Origin of the sequence: Candidatus Kinetoplastibacterium galatii TCC219 (assembly GCF_000340905.1) — a bacterium.
GTDB lineage: Bacteria > Pseudomonadota > Gammaproteobacteria > Burkholderiales > Burkholderiaceae_B > Kinetoplastidibacterium > Kinetoplastidibacterium galati.
Window position 1 is genome coordinate 517,299 of record NC_020284.1, and the last position, 19,530, is coordinate 536,828.

Consider the following 19,530-nt stretch of genomic DNA (forward strand, 5'->3'; position numbering starts at 1 on the left):
ATAAAGTTTCTTTTCTCATATCAGAAAGCGACATATAATCAACATAATCTAATGAATTAGTTATTGAGCATCTCAATATAACAGGCACAATGAATTGTGTAAATTAATTAAAGTTTCTATAGTATCAAATGATATTGAAATTTTACTATATATATAACTAATTCCTAGATTTGCTATAAATTCTAGTTCTATCTTTTAGTAGTAAGATAGTTAGCGGTTAGTTTTTCTGATCTAAAGCATTCCTAGAAATTTTAAGGCAGATTAAATGTAGTATTTATCTAAACAGTTACTAGTAACCATAATTTTGAAAGTGGCTAATGGACCCTACAAAATATTAAAAAGATTGGATGTAACTTGTAAATTGAATCTACCTATACACAGAATACCTATCTAGCTATATTTAATGCAAAGATCAGATTAAATAGAAATTAAAAGCCTGTTTGGGCATATGGTAATGGAGAATACCAATAATGAAAAGAATGTTATTTAATGCAACGCATCAAGAAGAACTTCGCGTTGCTATTGTTGATGGACAAAAACTTATAGATATTGATATAGAAACAGCTGGTCGCGAACAACGTAAAGGCAATATATACAAAGGAGTCATTACAAGAGTAGAACCTGGATTAGAAGCATGCTTTATCAATTATGGAGAAGACAAACATGGATTTCTTCCCTTTAAAGAAATAACTAAGAGTTATTTCAAAGAAGGAGTTGATATTAAAGGAGCAAGGATACAGGATGTTATAACAGAAGGTCTAGAATTAATAGTACAAGTAGAAAAAGAGGAACGGGGTAATAAAGGAGCTGCACTTACTACTTTCATTTCTTTAGCAGGAAGATATCTGGTTCTTATGCCTAATAATCCGAGAGGTGGTGGAGTATCTCGTAGAATAGAAGGAGAGGAACGTCAAGAGTTACGAGAAACCATGGAACAATTAACTGTTCCTGAAGGAATGAGCATTATAGCTCGTACTGCTGGAATTGGACGTACTTTAAATGAGCTTCAGTGGGACTTGTCTTATTTATTACAACTATGGAGCGCGATAGATAAGGCATCATCAGAAAATCAATCTCCAGTACTTATTTATCTAGAGTCAAGTCTAGTAATAAGGGCAATTCGTGATTATTTCTCTCCTAACATTAGTGAAATTTTAATAGATAATGATGATATTGTAAAACAAGTAACTGCGTTCATGAGTATAGTAATGCCTGACAATATTCAACGCGTAAAACATTATCAATCTGATGTGCCATTATTTTCAAGATTTCAAATAGAACATCAAATAGAGACCGCATATTCTCGTATGATACAACTGCCATCCGGAGGATCAATAGTTATTGATCATACAGAAGCACTGGTTGCGATAGATGTAAATTCTGCAAAATCCACGAGAGGTGCTGATATTGAAGAAACAGCACTGCGAACTAATCAGGAAGCAGCAGATGAAGTAGCTAGGCAATTAAGACTACGTGATCTTGGAGGACTTATTGTTATAGATTTTATTGATATGGATGATTCAAAAAATCAAAGATCAGTAGAGCAAAGGTTAAAAGAATCCTTAAGGGTAGATAGAGCTAGAGTACAAATGGGCAAGATATCAAAATTTGGCTTAATAGAGCTATCTCGTCAAAGATTACGTCCAGCATTAAATGAAGATTCTCATAAAACGTGTCCAAGATGTACAGGAACTGGAGTAATTAGAGATACAGAATCAAGTGCATTACAAATACTACGTTTGATTCAAGAAGAAGCAATGAAAGAAGGAACTTATATCATACATGCGCAAGTTCCTGTAGATGTAGCTACTTATTTGCTTAATGAAAAACGTAATGATATAAACAACATAGAGAATCAACAAAAAATCAAACTAATATTAATACCAAATAAATATTTAGAAACACCAAATTATAATATTGAAAGACTAAAACAAGATGATCAAAAGCTTGAGGAAAACAAGACAAGCTTTAGACTGATAGATGCACCTATTGATAACATTATATTTAATAACTCTGACTCAGAAGATAAAGTACGTCCAGAGGCTATAGTAAAAACAGCTACTCCTTCTCAGCCAGCACCTAAACCAACAACTAAAAGAGGTATAAATAAAATTAAGGTAAATAGTATCTTTAAAAAAATAATATCTTGGATATGGAAAAATAACACAAAAAATAGCGACAATATTGAGAATATATCAAATACAGAAAATAATAGGCTAGTAAAGAATGATAGGAAAAACAAATATAAAAACAAACAACAAAATAGAATTCCACAAAATCGAAAACAAACCTCAAATAACGAAATCAATAGTATACAAAATAATAATAAAACAGAATTTCAGACAAATCATGTGAATAAACAATCAGATATTTTGAATGAAGATAAAACTATAAATCCAATAGTCAATAACAAGAAAGATTACATAAAAAATAAAAGAATTAATTTCAATGATCAATCTGTTGTACTAAACGAAGAAAAGATATCTAAGCAAATCACACAAGATAGCTCTATTATAAACTCAGAGATTAGTAGTATTTCAATACCAGAAAAAAGTGAACGTAAGTATGCTAACCGTAGACGTCATAATAAGAAGAATCGTGATTTTAACAGTTCTTTAATAAAAACTACAGAGAAAATAGATAATTCCTTTTCTGAACATATAAATACAGATGATAGTATAAATCAAGATAAGGATTTAGAGAAAAACAAGTTAAACAATAATCCTGAAATTAATATTGCAAAAACAATAGATGATAATGATAGTCAGTTATTGAAATTAAAATTACCAAGTATTGCATCAGATAAAACAGATAATCTTCCACTGGAAGATAAAATTAAAACTTTTAGAAAAATATCCGATAATAATCAAGGAATGCATTTAGGTATCTTGAAAATGGTAGAAACAAAACCTCAGGTTAATGTAGAAGAAGACATTGCACCTATAAAATTAGGAAGAAAACCATATATAAGTAATCATGATATAGAAAATAATAGAAAAATCTTAATACAGGTAGAAACAAAAAATAAAAATAAAAACACCCATTATTTACTATAATAATGGGTGTTTTTTAGCAAATAATACCAGTAAATATTTATTTATGATAAGGCATTAAGACCGACAATATGTCGGCAATCTTCCTTTTTAAATGCCTTCTATCGACAACCATATCTATTGCCCCTTTTTGCAGTAGAAATTCAGACCTTTGAAACCCATCTGGAAGTTTCTCACGAACTGTTTGCTCTATTACTCTTGGTCCTGCAAAACCTATTAAAGCTTTTGGCTCTGCAATCACAACATCTCCCATAAAAGCAAAACTAGCGGATACCCCACCCATAGTAGGATCTGTTAATATACTAATAAATGGCAACCTAGAAGATGAAAGTAGTGTCAACATAGCATTAGTCTTAGCCATTTGCATCAAGGAGAATAAGCTCTCTTGCATGCGAGCACCACCAGATGCTGATACACACACAAAAGGTATATTGTTATTTATAGAATGCTGAACAGCATCCTTAAACCTCTCTCCTACAACAGATCCCATGGACCCACCCATAAACTCAAATTCAAAACAAGCCAAAACAACAGGAATACCAAACATAAAACCACTAAAAACAATCAGTGCATCAGATTCACCTGTAGATTTAATAGCCTCACTTAGCCTATCAGTGTATTTTTTTTTATCTTTAAATTTTAATACATCAACTGATCTAATGTTAGAAGATATCTCAACTCTGTTTTCAGCATCTAACATATAATTGACACGAGTTCTAGCGCATACCCTCATGTGATAATCACATTTTGGACAAACTTGCAGACTATCAACTAAATCATCACTATACAGAACAGACTCACAAGAGCAACACTTAACCCATAGCCCCTCAGGAACACGCCTAGTGCCACTATCATTAGATTTATTTATTCGTGGTAAAAGCTTACCCAGCCAGCTCATTTGAGATCTTCTCAATAATAAAACAAAATAATAACAAACTAAACAATACTACCTCAATGCATCACTAATTGTAGATATAAAGTTTACAGCAGCTTCTATAGCATAAGCATCTTTTTCTCTATCATTTGCACAATTGTATGCTTGCTCCATTAATTCTATAATTCTACTACCAATAACTATAGCATCAGCTGAAACAGAAATTTTCTTTGCTGTATCTGCATCTCTAACACCGAAACCTACACCAACCGGTATCTTTATATATTTACGAATTATTTCTAAACGTCTATTAACATCACTTGCATCCAAGCTACTAGAACCAGTAACTCCTTTAAGAGAAACATAATATATATAACCACTAGCTATTTTAGCAATAGAATTGATTCTTTCCTCTGTCGAAGTAGGAGATAACAAGAAAATTTGATGCATATTATTTTTCTCTAACAGTCCAGAAAAATAAACAGACTCTTCAGGTGGAGAATCAACCACAAGGACGCCATCAACACCACTTTTCTTAGCTAAGTTGACGAAATTTTCCTGCCCTATACATTCAATAGGATTTGCATACCCCATTAATACAATTGGAGTTTCAATATCATCATTGCGGAATTTTTCCACAAAATTCAAGACATCCATTATACTAACATTTCTAGATATCGCCCTCTCTGAAGATCTTTGTATAACAGGACCATCTGCCATTGGATCTGAAAATGGTATACCTAACTCTATAATATCTGCACCAGATTTAACTAAAGAATGCATTAATGGCACAGTTACACTAATAGATGGATCACCAACAGTAACATAAGGAATCAAAGCAGCCTTGCGACCACTATCTCTCACTCTAGAAAATGCGTTCTTAATTCGATTTATTTTCATGTTTTTTAATCTATAGAATGATATCAGAACGTTCAGCTACAGTATGCATATCCTTATCTCCTCGTCCTGACAAATTTACTAACACAATAGAATCTTTAGGTAGGTCTGTCGCTATTTTCATAGCATGAGCAATAGCATGAGAAGACTCTAAAGCAGGCATTATGCCCTCTATTAAACAACAATCATGAAAAGCCTTTATAGCTTCATCGTCCTTAATGCTGACATAGTCAGCTCTCCCTATTTCTTTCAACCAAGCATGCTCTGGACCAACTCCTGGATAGTCCAAACCTGCAGAAACAGAGTGAGTTTCTTGAATTTGACCATTCTTATCTTGAATTACGTACGTACGGTTACCATGCAAAACACCGACATTACCTGCATTTAGAGAAGCTGAATGTCTACCAGTTTCAATTCCATCACCAGCAGCTTCAACTCCTATCAAATGAACATTTTCATAAGGAATATATGGATAAAATATACCTATAGCATTAGATCCGCCTCCAACGGCAGCAACAACATAATCTGGCTGTTTACCTGCGCACTCAGGCATTTGAAACAAACATTCTTCGCCTATGATAGCTTGAAAATCTCTAACCATACGAGGATAAGGATCGGGACCAGCAACAGTACCAATAATATAAAAAGTACTGTCTATATTTGTAACCCAGTCACGCATAGCTTCATTTAGAGCGTCTTTAAGAGTGCAGGACCCAGATGTGACAGGTACGACACTGGCTCCAAATAATTTCATACGATAAACATTGGAAGCTTGTCTTCGTATATCCTCACTACCCATATAAACTATGCATTCCATACCATATCTCGCTGCCACAGCAGCTGTTGCCACACCATGTTGACCAGCTCCAGTTTCTGCTATTATGCGACGCTTACCCATTCTTTGTGCTAATAAAGCCTGTCCAACACAATTATTAACTTTATGAGCACCGGTATGATTTAAATCTTCCCTCTTAAACCATATCTGAGCTCCGCCAACAGACTCTGATAAACGTCTAGCATGGTAGACAGGGCTAGGTCTACCAACGAAATGCTTGAGCTCGTTCTCAAATTCTTTTTTAAACTCAGGATCAAATCTATATTTATCATAGGAAAAACGCAGATCGCTCAATGCATGTATAAGAGTCTCAGCTACAAAAACTCCACCATACGGACCAAAATGTCCAGCACTATCAGGATAGTTATAACTCACGAAAAATATTCTCCGCTAACGTGAAATAGACAAATACTAATAAAATATCCAGCTATGGCTGATTATAACCTAATATTTAGGCAAAATGTTCACATATGTCCTAAAATTTGCATATTATCTCTTGCATAAACATTAACTATAATGATTGATTGCTTAGAACACGATATTATGGATAAAAATTACTCATTAAAAGCTACTTGTTTTTATTCTATAAAATTATCTATACCAACATTTCTAAACTTTTTATAAAACCAATGTGATGCCAGACCATATTCTGCAAAATTATGCATATCACAAGTTCTTATTTGAATCTCTATTAAATAATTATCTTTGTCTATTACAACTGTATGTAGCGATTGATAACCATTTGGTTTTGGTCTAGATATATAGTCATCAAATTCTTCGGGAATATGGTCCCATAATTTGTGAACAATATCTAGTACCATGTAACACGTTTTTACATCATCAACTACAACTCTCAAAGCACTTAAATCATATAGCCTGGAAAAATCAATATTCTTAAAACACATCTTATTCCATATGCTATATATGTGTTTTAATCTACCACTAATCTCTGCTTTAATCCCATATCTATTAAGGATAGATTTAATTTTGCTCAAGGTACTCTCTATAAAAATCTCTCGATCTGCCTTTTGATCATCAAATAATAGAGCAATTTTACCGTATTGATCAGGATACAGCATCTTAAAAGCCGTATCTTCCATATCATATATTAACTTATAACCTGGCTTTGAAATACTATAACTTAAAAGCTGCAGCCTTGATAATATCCTTGATAAGATAGTTCTTAGATCTAATGTCATAGCTGACAACATGTTTTTTATCATTAAATTCTTATTAAAAATATATTTAATACTCCTAGATTCGTATGTTGAAATAATTTTATTGTTACTAACATCAAAAAAATTTAAAAGACTTAAGTTATTCCTTATTCGAGTCACCAAAGAATCATAAACTATGTTAGATGATAAAATAGGAATATTTAGATTTCTGCTATCATTAATAACTGACTTGGCTGTTATAGTCTTTTTTAGATTACTAAAGTTTAGGAAAGTTGGAAAAATAATATCAAACATTTTATTAAATTCATTGTTTTTTACATAAAAACAGCTACAAGCCTTAACTAATAAATCATTATCTATTGAAATAATTTTTGATATAGGTAGCAATAGCATTAAAGATCCGAAAATATATTTACAGATAGAACAAGATCTTAATATTCATTAAATAATAAAATCACAATTATAATAAAATTTCCTAAATTAATGGTAAATTAAAAACTTTCCTTAGATAAGATAAATATTCAGGATCTTCACATATTATTTTCTCAGAAGAGTCTGAAACTTTAGCCACTGGCTGATCATTGCAACGAACCATTTTCATTACTATTTGTAAAGGGTTATTACCCATATCGTTAGTTAGATTAGTGCCTATTCCAAAAGTAACTCTGCATCTACCAGAGAAATGGTGTAATAATTTTATAGCTAATGGAAATGTTAAAGAATCAGAGAAAACCAAAGTTTTGTTTCTGCAATCCACTCTATTTTTTGAGTAGTGATCTAGCAAACGATCTCCCCATACAAATGGATCACCTGAATCATGACGAACCCCATCAAATAACTTGCAAAAATAAGTATCAAAATCTCTTAAAAAAGCTTCCATTCCATATACATCTGATAAAACAATTCCTAGGTCCCCTCTATACTCTTTTGCCCATGTATCAAAGGCAAATACCTGAGAATCTCTAAGCCTAGGTCCAAGAGCTTGACAAGCTTGTAAATACTCATGACCCATAGTTCCTAATGGAGAGACATCATAACGTTTTGCGAGCATAACGTTACTCGTGCCAATAAAGTTTTTGCCCATGCACTGTTTCATCGTGGAAACAACCTCATCATGCCATAACTTAGAAAATCTACGTCTAGTACCATATTCAGCAATTCTAAAATCTATTAAATCCGAATCTTTTAGTACTAAATTAATCTTAGATCTTAAACGTTTCCTGCCCTCTTCTAAGCTTATGTTTTTATTACGGAAGTAAACTTCATTCACTATAGCTAAGATGAATATTTCAAATAATATTGTATGCAACCAAGGGCCATTTACCGTAATACTTATCTCTCCATCATTACTACCGTTGGATATAGAGACACATCTTTCTGGTAAATAGAATAGTCTTAAAAAATCTATAAAATCACTCTTTATGAATCTAAATCTCTCCAGATAATTTAGTTCCTCATCGGTGAATCTTAAAGTACACAAGTGACTTATTTCCTTCTCTATTTCTTCAATATGAGAAGCTAAATCTACTCCAATACTGCGGCATTTAAAACGATAAACAACCTGCGCAGAAGGAAAATGATGCAATACAACTTGCATCATAGTAAATTTATACAAATCTGTATCAAGCAAAGAAGTTATTATCATAAGGAGTAAACTTTTCCAGCAAAAAAACGATGCAATTTTAAATTTATAAAAGGAATAATTAAAAATATAAAAACAAACAAGTTTTTAATGATACATTATTATCTTTTTTTATTGTATATTCTACTAATTAAAGGCTATAGGATGACGCATGTTGTTACTGAGAACTGCATAAACTGTAAATATACAGACTGCGTGGATGTCTGCCCTGTTGATTGTTTTCGAGAAGGAGAAAATTTCTTAGTAATAGATCCTGATGAGTGTATTGATTGTGCTGTATGTGTTTCTGAATGTCCGGCTAATGCCATTTTATATGAAGAAGATTTGCCAGAAGAACAAAAGATATTCATATTAATAAATAGTGAGTTATCAAAAAAATTTAATAACATATCAAGATCCAAAGAAGCATACTACGATGCTGATAAATGGAATGGAATACCAAATAAACTCAAATTTTTAAAAAAATAGGTACGCACTACATGATAGTAAATTTGTTAAATAATAATCATAGTTACTCTATCCAAAAGATAAAAAATATAAATGAATGGGTTAATAAAAAATTATTTTCTATAACGATAACCAAAGATGAAAATTTTGTCTTCAAAGCAGGGCAATTTACACGCATTGGATTTAATATTGAAAATGATAGCAAAGATAAGAACATACTATGGAGAGCATATTCAATGGTTAGCTCTCCAGATGAGGATGAACTGGAATTTTATTATGTCATTGTGCCGAATGGGCAATTTAGCAAGATTTTATCAAAATTAGAAATTGGTCAGGAGGTATTTGTCAGAAAGCAATCTTTTGGTTTCTTAACAATAGACCAGTTTCAAGGAAATAATGACAACTTATGGCTAATGGCAACTGGTACCGGAATATCTGCTTACATATCCATAATAAAAGATAAAAAAACCTGGAGTCATTTTAGAAAAATTATACTTGTACACAGCGTTAGAAAAGTAGAGGAATTAACCTATCAGACAATAATAAACAAAATAAAGACAGAACAGTATGATATTGGAAATACATTAACTTATGTGCCAATAATAACAAAAGAAAACACACAATACCTACACGACCGTTTACCTATAATCACGAGAAATGGGATTTTAGAAAAGACAGCCAAAGAAACATTGGATTGCAAGTGTTCTAGTGTTATGCTTTGTGGAAATCCAGAAATGTTATCAGATATGCGTGAAATATTAATTGAGAGAGGATTCACAACAAAAACTTCTGATAATGTTAAAAATCTGGTAATGGAAAATTATTGGTAATTAATTTTAGAAATCAAATCAATTTAGAGATCTTCTATAAAAAATATGTCAACTAAGGAATTAATTAGAATAATAGATGATTCTTTACCACAAACTCAATGCAGAAAATGTGGTTATGAGGATTGTATATCTTATGCTAGTGCAATAGTTATTGAAAATGCTAATATAAGTCTGTGTGATCCAGGTGGGAAATCTGTTACAGAAGAGATTGCTTACAAGTTAAAATTAGAAAAAATTGATCAACCGAATATTGAGGACCATAAAAAACAATTAATGGTTGCTTATATAGAAGAAGATGAATGTATAGGATGCACATTGTGCGTAAGAGCATGCCCTGTAAGCGCCATAATTGGATCCAATAAATTAATGCATTCTATAGTACAAGATTGGTGTACTGGGTGTGAGTTATGTTTACCAGTTTGCCCAGTTGATTGTATAAAGATGAAATCTTCAGATAAGATATGGGGGAAAAAAGACGCAAAAATAGCACGTAAACACTATGAAGACACGAAAAATAGAATGAACAAGAACTCAATCAATAAACATAGCCTGATGAATGATAATTCTGGGAATGAATATCAAGACAAAGATATTGATTGTCATGAGGAAGATAAAAAGAAATTATTAATTGAAAGAATATTGAATAAAGCAAGAAATATAAGAACTAGCTAAAATTATTATAAATCCTATGAACATTAATAATGCATGCGAGAAAATTTTTGACCGATTAGAAAGAATTAATCCTGCACCAAAGACTGGACTTATATACTACACAGACTTTCAACTATTGATAGCTGTTATGTTGTCTGCCCAATCCACTGATAAATCTGTTAATTCCGCTACAAAAATATTATTTTCTGATTATGGAACTCCAGAATTAATGTTAAGTATTGGAATATTGAAAATGGAAAATCTCATAAAAAAGGTAGGATTGTATCATACGAAAGCTCGTAATATTTTAAAAACTTGTGATTTAATAGTTAATGAATTCGGAGGCAAAGTACCAAATACCAGAGAGGAGTTAGAATCTTTGCCAGGAGTTGGAAGAAAAACATCTAATGTTGTTCTAAATATTGCATTTAATCAGCCGACTATAGCTGTTGATACACATGTTTTTAGAGTATCAAATAGAACCGGCATAGCAAAAGGCAAAAATCCTCTTGATGTTGAAAAAGAACTTGTTAAGAATGTGCCAGAAAAATACTTACACAATGCCCATCATTTACTGATTTTATTCGGGAGATATATATGTATAAAACGTAAACCTAAATGCAATCAATGCATCATAAAAGATTTGTGTGAATATTATAATAATATTTAATTGCTAATAGAATATCGATCTAGAAACAAAATCAAATGAAAAGAATTATATCCGATCTATTGCCAATAGCTCTATTTTTCTCTGCTTATATGTATACAAATAATATATATATAGCCACAAAGGTAATTGTATTATCATGCATATTTCAATTAGCTTATACAAAATTTTTTCAATTTAAAATTAAAAAAATAAATGTAATTAGCAATGTCATAATTATACTACTCGGTAGTACTACTATTTTTCTTGAGAGCGACATATTTATAAAATCTAAACCAACAATAGTTTACTGGATGATGGGACTTACAATACTTTTTTTACAGGATAATTTTAAAAAAGATATCATACGTTCTTCATTAGAAAATAAAATCAAGCTCTCACAAAAAATATGGAATTATATAAATAAATTCTGGATATGTTTTTTCATAACAATGGGTTTCATAAACATACTAATAGCATTTTCTGATCTTTTTAGTGAAAAAGAATGGGTAATATTCAAGACCATAGGATTCCCGATAGTATTTACAATATTTTTTGTAATACAATTCATGTTTTTTAAGAAACATATAAAATAATGACAATTAATAATATTCAATCAGATACAATTACAGAGATCATAGAAAGTAGATTAGCCTGTCTAGAACCAACATATCTTAGTATAAGAGATGATTCTAGCATGCACGAAAATCACAATAATAATTCAGCTGGACATTACTATATAACAATAATGTCAGATAAATTTATAAATCTGTCTACTATAGAACAACATAGGCTTGTATATAAATGCTTAAGAGACTTAATTCCATTCCCGATTCATGCTCTTGCTATAAATACTAAACCGTAAAATATAAAAGGATAATAATGAAAAAGCTAATAATAATGTTATTTATATTATTAACAACACCAGCATTCTCTAAAAATATAGCAACAGTTGATGGAATACCAATTACTAAAAATAGCATGGAACAATTTGTAGAACTACTTGTTGCTCAAGGAGCTCAAGAATCTGATCAGCTTAGAGAACAAGTAAAACAAGAATTGATAAATAGACAAGTACTACTAAGAGAAGCAGAAAAATCTGGTATTTCTGAAAGAACGGATGTAAAAACTGAAATAGATTTGGCTAAAAATAGCATTATAGTTAGAACTTTTTTAACTGAATATATAAAAAAACATCCTATATCAGAAACAAGCATAAAAAATGAATATAACAGATTAAAAAAAGAGCAATCCACAAAGAGGGAATTTAAATTAAGTCACATACTAGTTGATACAGAAAAACAAGCTAATGAATTGCTTAATATTATCAAGATGGATGCTAGTCAATTTAAAAAATTAGCTAAAGAAAATTCTAAAGATACAGCAAGTGCAGTAAATGGCGGAGATCTTGGATGGGGATCACTGGATAACTACGTTAAACCTTTCTCAGATTCAATCAAAGATCTTAATATAGGAGAAATTGTACAAAAACCGATAAAAACTCAATTTGGATGGCACATAATACAACTTGATGATATAAGATCTGTACAATTTCCTGAGCTAGATCAGATTAAATCACAAATAGAAGATATTTTGAAACAAAAACTTGTATCCGAATATCAAAGTGATTTGCGAAGTAAGTCGAAGATTAATATGTAAAAATTAGAAACTATAGATCAACAAGTTTTATAAATTCCTGTTGATCTATTATTTGTATTCCATTATTTTCTGCAAAGTTCAATTTCTTTCCAGAATTTTCCCCTGTTATTAAATAATCATTTTTCTTAGATATATTGCTTGTTACTTTTCCACCATTACTTTCTATATATTTTATAATTTCTTCCCTAGAATAATCTTGGAACTTGCCTGTTACCGCAAAAGATTTTCCTTTTAATTTTTCACTAACTTTCTCATATTCTTCAGATATAGGATATACATCTATAGATCTCAGAGAATATATAACATCAAGATTATGTTTTTCGGAAAAAAATAGTTTTATGGAGTTAGCTGTCCTATATCCTATGTCATTAACTGATAGCAACTCATCAAAACTAGCAATAATTATATTATCAATTGTCTTGAATTTTTTAGCTATATCAGCAGCAGTAGTTTCTCCCACATGCCTTATCCCCATTGCAAATAAAAAGCTACTAAGACTTGGTTTACGTGCACTATTTATAGACTTTAATAGATTAGTAGCAGATTTTTCTGCCACTAAATCGATATTCATTAGATCAGAAATGGTTAATCTAAAAATATCAACCAAAGACCTTAAATATCCATTATCAACTAACTTTTCAATCAACTTCTCTCCAAAACCAACAATATTTAGAGCTTTACGGCTTAAAGCATGCTTTAAACTTTGTTTTAATTGCGCGGGACAATATAAACCGCCTGTGCAGCGATATACAATCTCATTATCAATTCTTTTAATGGAAGAATTGCAAACTGGACAACGATCTGCCATTATGAACTGTATCGTATTATTAGGTCTCAAGTCTATAACCGTAGAAACAACCTCTGGAATTACATCACCAGCTCTTCTGATTATGACAAAATCTCCTATACGTATATCTTTACGTTTTATTTCGTTCTCATTATGTAGTGTTGCATTAGAAACAGTAACACCACCAACAAAAACAGGCTTTAAACGAGCTACCGGAGTTATAGCTCCTGTTCTACCAACCTGAACATCTATGCCGACAATCTGTGTTATTGCCTCTTCTGCTAAAAACTTATGAGCTAGAGCAAATCTTGGAGCTCTTGAAGAATATCCAAGGATTTTCTGCTTATCTAAAGAATTGACTTTGTAGACCACACCATCTATACCATAAGGTAAAGAATTACGATTATTAACTATTGAATCATAGTAACTCAATATTCCACTAATTCCTGATACAACCTTATGATATTTTTTATTAACCGGCAATCCTAATAAAACAAACCAATTAAGCACTGATTCATGAGTCTTATGTTCAAATTTAGATATTTCATTGATCTCATTATTATCATTAATATTACCCCAACCATAAGCAAAAAATCTTAACTTGCGCATAGAACTTATCTTGGAATCAAGATTTCTTAGACTTCCAGCTGCAGCATTACGAGGATTTACAAAAACTCTTTCTCCTTTTTTTATATTTTTATTGTTAAGATCATCGAAATCCTTATTGTACATGAGGACCTCTCCCCTTACATCCAATATTTTAGGTACATCTCCAATTAATCTTAACGGTATAGATTTTATTGCGCGCACATTAGAAGTAACATCCTCACCAATATAGCCATCACCGCGTGTAGATCCATGAACTAAAACACCATTCTCATATCTAAGATTTACAGCAAGACCATCTAGTTTTAGATCACAAAAATACTCAATATCATCTTTGATATCAATTTTCTTACATAGTGAAGAAATAACTTTTTTGTTAAATAAATTAACATCTTCTGATGTAAATGCATTAGAAAGGGATAACATGGGAACTGAATGTTTAACTTTATTAAAAGACATAAGAGGACTAGAGCCAACCCTTTGCGTGGGAGAGTATTCAGTAATTAAATTCGGATACATGGACTCTAGATTTGATAATTCAGACATTAAACGATCATATTCTAAATCACTTATAATAGGACTGTCATAACAATAATAATGTATATTATGTTCTTCTATAGTCCTACGCAAATCTTCTATTTTATCTTTTATAAAATCAATATCTTTAAACATTATTTAAAAACTCTTCTAGATCTGTAATTTCCTGATGTAAAACCAGAATCATCCAATTTTTTAAATAGTCTATTTAACTGACTACTGATAATTTCTTTAGAATCATTATTTAAAATGAAGCCATTACTGTCGACTAACTTAGCATCTAACTTTTTTGCAATACTATTTGATAAATCAAAAAAAACATTTAAAATATTTTTATCTTGTACTGAACAAGGTATATCCATTATAATACTTAATTCACACTTGTTATTACTTTTACTGTTTAAATGTGCTGAATCATCCGATAAATAAACTTTAATGTTATCAGATCTTAATATATAAACATCATTGAATTTATTGAAACCAAAATCACAAATAATTTCTGTCAATTCTTCTTTTGAAAAATAATGATTAGCTAAAATTCTAAACTTTATATGTGCATCTAAAGATGCACATAAATGATCTAGATTTTTAGCTTTATTGATTACTATTTGTTTATCAGGAACTGTAATTGTAGCGTTAAAACTATTAGCAAGCTTTCTAGAAATACTTACTATTTTATCCCATTGTTCAGAATCTATAGGACCACTACGATTAGCCAAAGTAACAAAAACATTAACAGATACGTAACTGTTATTGTTATATAAAATCTCACTTCTTTTACCAATACTATCTTCGAAAACAACTCTTACCAAAGAATCACTTATTTTTCTAAACTCTTCTAAATGACATGATAATTCAATACCTTTAACATTTGGTTTTAAATTTACTAAAATACCTACTTCTATGAAAGGATCAAGATCATGAAAATCATGACCTTCGCTACTATTCAAGCTAGTATGTTTGCAGTTCTCTGATAACAGTGAAACTGTTTTGTTTACATAGAAATCATGCTTTTTGTAAAAATAATTAGACTTTAATCTGTCTATTATATTAATAAAGTATTTAAAAAAATTATTTATCATCTTTGGGTTTTATAATATTGATTTAATAAAATAATATATTTTCATGACTTACAAATCAAATATATCACTAAAAATATAAGGAGGGTATAATGTACTGTCGTAATAATTAGATTCGTGAGGTCATATTTAGAGAATAGTCATTAAACAACTAATGTCGGCAAATATAGAAAAAAACGACATGCCTGAAACGAAACGCCATGCGAATGTATAAACGGTATATATACTAAAATATTTTTTAATAAATAAGAAATAAAAAAGTTTAGTATTATTGCGGTAATTTTATTGCTACAAACTTTTATGACAATTACATAATTTACATGATTACTTAATGAACAATCCTAACATGATTACTAAAGGGGACCATTTTTGAAAAATGAATTCTATATTATAATGGCTGCCCAATCGTTATCATCACTCGCAGATAATGCATTATTTATTGCTGCTATAGCAATGATTATAGATAATTCTGGACCAGTTTGGGCAATTCCGTTTATGAAATGGTTTTTTGCTCTTGCATACGTTGTACTTGCGCCATTTGCTGGAATACTTTCAGATAGATTTCCAAAAGGTCAAGTAATGTTGGTCGCTAACTCTATTAAATTCTTAGGCTGTTTTATAATGCTTTTTTGCAACTTCTGGAGCCATGTAAACTTTAGCGAGTGTTTTATAGTTATTACTTCATATGGTTTAGTTGGAGTTGGTGCCGCTATCTATTCGCCCGCAAAATATGGTATTGTCACTGAAATATTAGAACCAAATTTACTAGTAAAAGGCAATAGTTGGATAGAAGGCCTAACAGTTCTATCAATAATAATGGGGACATGTCTAGGAAGTTATCTTTTATCACCTAAAATATCCTATTGTTTGTTACAAAATCAATTTATATCAGGATTTGCTAAAACTAAATCAGAAGCGGCTATTGCAGTTATACTCATAATATATTTACTATCTTCAATATTTAATATTCTAATAAAGAAAACCAATATCCAATATCCAGAATCAAGTATCAGTTTTAATAATCTAACCATCAATTTCTATAAAAATGTGTTTACTTTATGGAATGACAAAATAGGTAAAATATCACTTTCTGTAACCACAGTATTCTGGGGAGTAAGTACAAGCTTACAAATAATAGTCCTTGACTGGAGTCAAAAACACCTAAGATATTCCTTGGATCAAACTTATATTTTAATAGGAATAGTAGCTATAGGTACTATTATAGGGGCAATATTAGTAGCTAAGATTGTAACATTACAAAAAGCCCTAAATGTTCTACCAATAGGTATATTGATTGGAGTTATGATGTTATTCATGCCTTTAATAAATGAACTTTTACATGCATATATATTACTCTTAATCATAGGGACATTAGCTGGTTTTTTTGTTGTTCCACTAAATGCAATATTACAGTACAGAGGTCGTATACTTTTATCAGCTGGCAACTCTATTGCCGTACAAAATTTCAATGAACAATTAAATGTATTATTAATGGTAAGCATTTATACACTACTTGTATGGGCACAAGTAAAAATAGACTATATCATAGTTGCATACGGTCTATTCGTTATTGTATCTATGTCTTTATTTACATATTGGAACCATAGGAATATTCCCTAAGAAAGAACTTAATATATAAATTTAGAAGTTATTTTTCAAGTAAAGAAGATATTAAACAAAGATCATTCCAAGATAGTGGTTTTTCCTCAGGCCTCCTTAAGAGGTAAGCAGGATGATAACTAACAACAACTGGTATATTAGATTTTCTAGTGTTGAAACTATGAATCTTACCCCGCATATTTCTTATGCTTTCATCCTTACATAGAAGTGCATTAGCGGCAAACTTCCCTAAAGCTAAAATTGTTTTAGGATTTATTAAATCTATTTGTTCAATCAAATAAGGACGACAAGAAGATATTTCTTCAAATCTTGGATTACGATTTCCAGGAGGACGACACTTTACAATATTCGAAATAAATGCATTGGAGGTTCTACTTATAGAAATAGAATCAAGCATTAAATCTAGAAGTTTTCCTGATTTTCCAACAAAAGGCTTACCTTCTATATCCTCATATTCACCAGGAGCTTCACCTATTATCATACAAGCGACATTAGTTAAAACACCTTTTCCAAATACAACATTTTTTCTATGATTACATAAAAAACACTTTTTACAGTTTGCGATTTCTTTTTTTAATGTAGAAATATCAGACAAATGTTTAATAGATGAATTTAATTCATTTTGTGAATCTTTTTTAGTATTAATATCATTATTAACCAATTCATTACTAAATAAAACTCTAGTTCTATCTACAACTTTATCTTCTGAAAGAGATACTTTTTGATCACTGACATTTATTTTTTTATTGATAAATTTAGAGTAGATAGAAAAATCTACACCTATCTCTTTTAAAGTCAAACATTGAAATTTATTTAAAGACATATACCAAAAGATTATTTATTATATTGATTGACATATATTAAAATATACATTCAGATATTTTTCTGCATTACTACAGCACTGCTAATTTTACCATCTTTTGATAAATAATACCCCTTGCGATTTCCTATTTTATAGAAACCATGTTTCTTATAAAAATCAATTGCTATTGCATTGGATTCATCTACCTCTAATAAAATAATTCCTATCGAATGATCATTACAGATTTCAAAACACAATTTTAATAATTTTGATCCTAATCCCTTACAACGAAAATCATTATCCACTCCAATTCTTAGTACATGAACCGCATCCGGGGCTAACATGAATATACAATAACCTAATATAATACCATTATTCTTAATAATATAAGACTTATAACCAAACTCCAATGAATCTTTAAAATTACCAGGTGTCCAAGGAGATGTCTGAATTTTCTGTTCTAATTTGGATACTTCCTCAATATCACTCATTATCATGTCCGAAGGCTCCAAATAATCAAAAACTCCTACCTTTGGATTACCACCCATTCCTTTTGATCTTTCTAATGAGGTGAATGCTATTTTGTTTCTAACATATAAAGGGCTAACAACATCTGGTGATAAAGTTTTATTATTTAAAAAATCATTTTTAGCTAAATATGCAACATTTTCCACGCTTGGGTAATATGTTTCAGAATTTATCCATCCATTAGGAACTTCTAAAGAAGAATATTCTTTCCAGGCATCTCCAGCTAATAAATAGTCAGTTTCTGAATTAATATTAACTTCCCATTTAATAGAGTTATATTTTATCCAATCTATTAAACTAGTTGTTGGTATTAATATTGGTGATTGCAATACTATACAATTATCATTACATGAATAATTATATTTAAGCAAATACACCGAAACATATAGTTCTCCCATACGGGCATCTGTAGCAACTACAACTATTCTATTATTTTTAATATTATAATTTAAACTATTAGCCAAGGCATATGAAGATACAATTGGTATTACTGGTATATTCAAAGATAGCCCTATACCTTTAGCTTGACTGCATGATATTCTTAAACCAGTAAACTTACCAGGACCTGATCCAAATGCAACAACATCTAAGTCATGTGGATGAAGATGATGTTTAGATAATAAAACACCTGATTTAATCATAAGTAACTCAGAATACAATTTCGAGTCTTCATATTCAAAACAAGAATAAGCCAGAACAGAACCTGTACGACTGAATATTAATAAAGCCACGCCAGAGTAGAATGATGATGTTTCGAAAGCCAATAAATTGATATTTTTTTTATCCATATAACAAAAACTATAATGATTTAAATACTGAAATCAGATTATGATAATCAAAAAAATTCCTAAAATTAATA

The 19,530-nt window shown here is 30.5% G+C and carries 18 protein-coding genes; 9 read left to right on the forward strand and 9 right to left on the reverse strand.

The annotated features are described in order from the left end of the window. Positions 1–470: 470 nt before the first annotated feature. Positions 471–3,056, forward strand: coding sequence for an Rne/Rng family ribonuclease (locus tag ST1E_RS02410; protein ID WP_015389656.1), 2,586 nt, complete (start codon positions 471–473; stop codon positions 3,054–3,056). A gap of 37 nt (positions 3,057–3,093) precedes the next feature. On the opposite strand, the gene accD is transcribed toward ST1E_RS02410, so the two are convergent. The 5 genes from accD to pncB form a co-directional block, all read right to left on the reverse strand. After that, a complete protein-coding gene (gene accD / locus ST1E_RS02415) occupies positions 3,094–3,951 on the reverse strand; it encodes an acetyl-CoA carboxylase, carboxyltransferase subunit beta (protein WP_015389657.1) in 858 nt (285 codons plus the stop codon). 48 nt (positions 3,952–3,999) lie between these two features. Then, entirely contained in the window at positions 4,000–4,827 is an 828-nt protein-coding gene (gene trpA / locus ST1E_RS02420; RefSeq protein ID WP_015389658.1) for a tryptophan synthase subunit alpha, read from the reverse strand. A 10-nt stretch (positions 4,828–4,837) separates the two neighbouring features. After that, positions 4,838–6,034 carry a tryptophan synthase subunit beta gene (gene trpB, locus ST1E_RS02425; RefSeq protein WP_015389659.1) on the reverse strand — a complete coding sequence of 399 codons (1,197 nt, stop codon included), beginning with the start codon at positions 6,032–6,034 and terminating at the stop codon, positions 4,838–4,840. A 203-nt stretch (positions 6,035–6,237) separates the two neighbouring features. Further along, positions 6,238–7,230 carry an HD domain-containing protein gene (locus ST1E_RS02430; protein WP_015389660.1) on the reverse strand — a complete coding sequence of 331 codons (993 nt, stop codon included), beginning with the start codon at positions 7,228–7,230 and terminating at the stop codon, positions 6,238–6,240. An 82-nt stretch (positions 7,231–7,312) separates the two neighbouring features. Continuing rightward, on the reverse strand, positions 7,313–8,482 hold the full coding sequence (pncB, locus tag ST1E_RS02435) for a nicotinate phosphoribosyltransferase (protein WP_015389661.1): 1,170 nt from the start codon (positions 8,480–8,482) through the stop codon (positions 7,313–7,315). Between the two features lie 141 nt (positions 8,483–8,623). Between pncB and fdxA the strand changes: the two genes are divergently transcribed. From fdxA to ST1E_RS02470, 7 genes are read left to right on the forward strand one after another with little or no spacing between them, the layout of a single operon-like run. Then, a complete protein-coding gene (fdxA, locus tag ST1E_RS02440) occupies positions 8,624–8,947 on the forward strand; it encodes a ferredoxin FdxA (RefSeq protein WP_015389662.1) in 324 nt (107 codons plus the stop codon). 11 nt (positions 8,948–8,958) lie between these two features. Beyond that, on the forward strand, positions 8,959–9,756 hold the full coding sequence (locus tag ST1E_RS02445; protein ID WP_015389663.1) for a ferredoxin--NADP reductase: 798 nt from the start codon (positions 8,959–8,961) through the stop codon (positions 9,754–9,756). A 45-nt stretch (positions 9,757–9,801) separates the two neighbouring features. Next, positions 9,802–10,428, forward strand: a complete 627-nt coding sequence (locus tag ST1E_RS02450) for an RnfABCDGE type electron transport complex subunit B (protein WP_015389664.1) — start codon at positions 9,802–9,804, stop codon at positions 10,426–10,428. A gap of 16 nt (positions 10,429–10,444) precedes the next feature. Then, positions 10,445–11,077, forward strand: coding sequence for an endonuclease III (gene nth / locus ST1E_RS02455; RefSeq protein WP_015389665.1), 633 nt, complete (start codon positions 10,445–10,447; stop codon positions 11,075–11,077). A 35-nt stretch (positions 11,078–11,112) separates the two neighbouring features. After that, positions 11,113–11,649, forward strand: a complete 537-nt coding sequence (locus tag ST1E_RS02460; RefSeq protein ID WP_015389666.1) for an inner membrane-spanning protein YciB — start codon at positions 11,113–11,115, stop codon at positions 11,647–11,649. Then, complete coding sequence (locus ST1E_RS02465; RefSeq protein WP_015389667.1) at positions 11,649–11,918, forward strand: BolA family protein; 270 nt, start codon at positions 11,649–11,651, stop codon at positions 11,916–11,918. Before ST1E_RS02460 ends, ST1E_RS02465 begins: the two co-directional genes overlap by 1 nt. Before the next feature lie 17 nt (positions 11,919–11,935). Beyond that, positions 11,936–12,712, forward strand: a complete 777-nt coding sequence (locus ST1E_RS02470; RefSeq protein WP_041185970.1) for a peptidylprolyl isomerase — start codon at positions 11,936–11,938, stop codon at positions 12,710–12,712. A 10-nt stretch (positions 12,713–12,722) separates the two neighbouring features. On the opposite strand, the gene ligA is transcribed toward ST1E_RS02470, so the two are convergent. Both ligA and ST1E_RS02480 read right to left on the reverse strand, forming a co-directional pair. Then, positions 12,723–14,777, reverse strand: a complete 2,055-nt coding sequence (gene ligA / locus ST1E_RS02475; protein ID WP_015389669.1) for an NAD-dependent DNA ligase LigA — start codon at positions 14,775–14,777, stop codon at positions 12,723–12,725. Further along, positions 14,777–15,724 (reverse strand): hypothetical protein, encoded by a 948-nt coding sequence (locus ST1E_RS02480; protein WP_015389670.1) that lies wholly within the window; start codon positions 15,722–15,724, stop codon positions 14,777–14,779. Before ST1E_RS02480 ends, ligA begins: the two co-directional genes overlap by 1 nt. Before the next feature lie 366 nt (positions 15,725–16,090). Between ST1E_RS02480 and lplT the strand changes: the two genes are divergently transcribed. Then, positions 16,091–17,341: a lysophospholipid transporter LplT gene (gene lplT, locus ST1E_RS02485; protein ID WP_041185971.1), complete on the forward strand. Its 1,251-nt coding sequence runs from the start codon at positions 16,091–16,093 to the stop codon at positions 17,339–17,341. Positions 17,342–17,369: 28 nt separating this feature from the next. Here the strand turns inward: lplT and ST1E_RS02490 are convergent, their stop codons facing one another. Together ST1E_RS02490 and ST1E_RS02495 are read right to left on the reverse strand one after the other, a co-directional pair. Beyond that, positions 17,370–18,164 (reverse strand): uracil-DNA glycosylase, encoded by a 795-nt coding sequence (locus ST1E_RS02490; protein WP_015389672.1) that lies wholly within the window; start codon positions 18,162–18,164, stop codon positions 17,370–17,372. Between the two features lie 50 nt (positions 18,165–18,214). Continuing rightward, entirely contained in the window at positions 18,215–19,459 is a 1,245-nt protein-coding gene (locus tag ST1E_RS02495; RefSeq protein ID WP_015389673.1) for a bifunctional tRNA (adenosine(37)-N6)-threonylcarbamoyltransferase complex dimerization subunit type 1 TsaB/ribosomal protein alanine acetyltransferase RimI, read from the reverse strand. Positions 19,460–19,530: the final 71 nt, after the last annotated feature.